The 3,284-nt window shown below is 41.1% G+C and carries 3 protein-coding genes; 1 reads left to right on the forward strand and 2 read right to left on the reverse strand.

Annotated elements, in window-relative coordinates; translation table 11 throughout:
* Window positions 1-205, forward strand: a 205-nt coding sequence (locus ACKI5B_RS02305; protein ID WP_407425425.1) for a hypothetical protein, incomplete at its 5' end; no start/stop codon positions are given.
* 6 nt (window positions 206-211) lie between these two features.
* On the opposite strand, the gene ACKI5B_RS02310 is transcribed toward ACKI5B_RS02305, so the two are convergent.
* Window positions 212-1,036, reverse strand: coding sequence for a hypothetical protein (locus ACKI5B_RS02310; protein WP_407425427.1), 825 nt, complete (start codon window positions 1,034-1,036; stop codon window positions 212-214).
* Between the two features lie 168 nt (window positions 1,037-1,204).
* The gene (guaA, locus tag ACKI5B_RS02315) at window positions 1,205-3,088 is read right to left on the reverse strand and encodes a glutamine-hydrolyzing GMP synthase (RefSeq protein ID WP_407425429.1); all 1,884 of its coding nucleotides are present in this window, start codon (window positions 3,086-3,088) and stop codon (window positions 1,205-1,207) included.
* Between the last annotated feature and the right edge of the window lie 196 nt (window positions 3,089-3,284).

The following is a 3,284-nucleotide window of genomic DNA, read 5'->3' on the forward strand; positions in this document are numbered from 1 at the left end:
GGGGGTAGCTTCAAGCGTAATTTCAAGCATGGAATATCTTGGATCTGAAACGGAATATCTTAAACGAAGTGAACTTGTTGAAAAAGTAACTGCAAAACAGGTTGTTGCTGCTTATAAAAAATATTTTGAACCGGTTGTAAAAGAAAATGCCATCCAGTGGATTGTTGTGGATGGCGAAGAAAACCTAAAAAAATATGATTTTTAGAAAATTTTATTTTCGTTCAACAATTATATTGTAATCGCGCCTGTCAAGCGGCAGGTTGACGATTGATGCCTTAATGTTTGCTTTTAATGTTTCTGAAACATACTCGCGGATCTGATTGATTGCAGTCGGAAGCGTATCAGAGCCATACATGATTATTACAAGAAGATTATTTCCTGCATTTTTTATCGCAGAAATTTTAATGGATGTTATAATCTGAGTTTTACCGATGTTTATGTATGCACCGTCAATAATCTGATTTACAAAGATTGAATTTGCCTGAGTTGCCGGAAGCATTGCTGCAATACCAGCCGCACTGATATCAATCATTTTGAGTTTTAACATTTTATTGTCTTTAAGCCAGTAAATTTCTGCGGATTTATCGGTGATACAGTCTGCACGTACATATTTTCGCATACCTTTTGCACTAAGCTTGTCCAGTGCAAGAGAAATACCGCGTACCAGTTCGTCTTTTGTAGAATCAAAATACAAAACTCCTGCTTTAGGTTCAATATTAGCAAGGAATTTTTTTTCCTTTTCCGGAGCCTGTTTCTGCATTATGATGCCAAAATCAATTGAACCGAATTTAGGATCTTCGCCAAAAGAACGGATGTAATTATGCCAGCCGTCAAGTGTCATCGAAATATTCGGATTTATATAAAGAATTGAATCAGGATTCAAGCGGAGTATATTTTTAGCATGACGGTAATCATTTATTGAGTAAACTTCATATTCCATAACACGAAGACGTTCGATAACTTCTTCTTCAAAACTTGGAGTCGGATTAAGAAAAAAAACTTTTCTGCCTGCAATAAATTTATCTGTATCTGCCATAAAAACTCCTAAAGAAATTATAAAATAAAATTAAGGTTATTACAATAAAAAAACATTAAAAACTCTCGAAGAGATTCGCTACAGGAGGTGGCACTAAAGCAAAGAGAGAATTTCTGAAAGAAATTCTCGTAAGAATCCAGAAATACAAGGATGTATTTCTGGTTCTAGTTACTCCCAGCCGAAGGTTGCCGGCGGCTTGTTTGTTGCATCAAAGTAAAGCGCATCAACAAACGGAAGCTGTGCGATTTCTGAAACGATTTTATTGAGAAGCTCGCGGTCAAGCTGTGCAAAGCGGGCTGTCATTACATCTTCCGAGCAGACTGGTCTGAGAACAAAACTTGCGCGCTCCGGGCTGGAAGCGTAAGGCAGGTCAATCGTTAAGTGCTGGAAGATTTTATTGTACCAGCCGGACTCGTGCAGATTGCGAAGTACGATATTGTCTACTTCGCGAAGCTGGTCAAGGCGCCGGCGGTCACAGTAGCCTTCCTGAAGTTTCATATCGCTTTCTTTGATTTTCGGGTTCTGCCAGAGTGCGATAACACAGCGGTTTAAAAGTTTTGCTGAGTTTGTGATATTGCTTGATTCGTCTTCGATTTTCTTCCAGTGCTTAGGAAAGTGGCAGAAGCCGTTTTCTTCGTCTTTTTTGAAGCGAAGGACTGCCGGGAACCGGTAGGTGCGGAAATCGCCCTGAACGCCGACTGATTTTACAGGAAGAACGGTTTTTACCATTGTAGCCTGACAGTGTTCGCAGAAGTGGGCGAGTTTGATTGATTCAAGCTCTTTCTGGGCAGCCTCAAGCTCTTTTTTGTCTTCGTCGGAAAGAACGCCGTTTGAACAGAGTACGTTGATTGATAGTCCTGGACCTGGGAACGGGTGTCGCATTACAAGCTCGTCGTCAAGGCCGAGTTTTTTTCCGATTGTGCGTACTTCGTCTTTATACAAATCTTTGAGCGGCTCGATAATAAGCCCTTTTGCGATAAGACGCTGGATTCCGTCAACGCGGTTGTGATGAGTTTTGATTGTGTGGCTGTTTTTTGTTCCGCCCGACTCGATGATGTCCGGATACAAAGTGCCCTGAGCCAGCATCCAGTCGTCTTCGTTGAGTTTCTGCGCCGCAACGACAGAATCGCGTACTGTGATAAAGTTTTCACCGACTGCCATCCGCTTTTTCTGCGGGTCGGTCAAGCCTTTAATTGCATTAAGAAAGCTTTCTGAAGCATCTTCGACGATAAAATTGTTAAAACCGAACTTTTTGTAGGCCTCTGCGACATTTTTGCTTTCGTTTTTTCGCATAAAGCCGTTGTCGATATGAAGACCTAAAACCCGTTCCTGTCCGAGAGCCTTGTTGAGCAAAGCAAATGCAACAGTTGAATCCACCCCGCCACTCAGGAATAAAAGCACATTTTTATCTTTTGAGTCAGTTTTGATTGATTCGAGAATGTGGTTCAAAACGGTATCTTCGTCCCAGTTTACTTCCATTCCGCAGATGTCAGCAAAGTTTTTGAAGATTTTATTGCCCTCTGGAGTGTCTTTTACCTCGCAGTGGCACTGAAGACTGAACCGTTTTTTGCTTAGGTTCTGAACGGCTGCATAAGGACAGTCTTTTGTAGTTCCGATTACTTCAAATCCTTCGCCTAAAGAAAGAACTCCGTCCTGATGGCTCATCCAGACCTGTGTAGAAGGTGTTACATCTTTAAAAAGGGGAGAAGATTTTCCTGAATCGTTTAAGTTAAGCTCGGCAAAGCCGAATTCACCGGTTTCTGCCTTTCCTACATTTCCGCCGTAACTTTTTGCCATTAGCTGATGACCATAGCAGAGACCCAAAATCGGAAGCTCTAAGTCTAAAATCTTTTCGTTGAACTCAGGAACATTGCTTTCGTAAACGGAAGAAGGACCGCCTGAAAAGACGACACCTTTTGCATCTTCAAAAACTGAAAGATCAGCACTCGGAAGAGCAATTTCTGAATAATAACCCAATGCACGGAAACGCTTTGCAATAAGATGTGCATACTGAGAACCAAAGTCCAAAACAACGATTTTAGAACGAGCCATAATTTCTCCAAAAAAAATATAGTCCACAGATTAACACAGATGCACTAGTCGCGCAAGCGACGAGTTAATAATTACCTCTCATGCAAACGACGCAAAGCGGCGTATTAGCACAGATTTCTATAGATTTCATAAAAAAACGTATATCAGAAAAACGGGCTTATCTGTTTTAAGACTTTCTTTGCTGCTTCTGGATTCT

The organism is Treponema sp. (assembly GCF_045657965.1).
Lineage (GTDB): Bacteria > Spirochaetota > Spirochaetia > Treponematales > Treponemataceae > Treponema_D.

What these genes read in the sequence shown, in the direction of transcription:
- ACKI5B_RS02310 (WP_407425427.1), bottom strand. Translation starts at nt 1,036, where the DNA reads ATGGCAGATACAGATAAATTTATTGCAGGCAGAAAAGTTTTTTTTCTT.
- guaA (WP_407425429.1), bottom strand. Translation starts at nt 3,088, where the DNA reads ATGGCTCGTTCTAAAATCGTTGTTTTGGACTTTGGTTCTCAGTATGCA.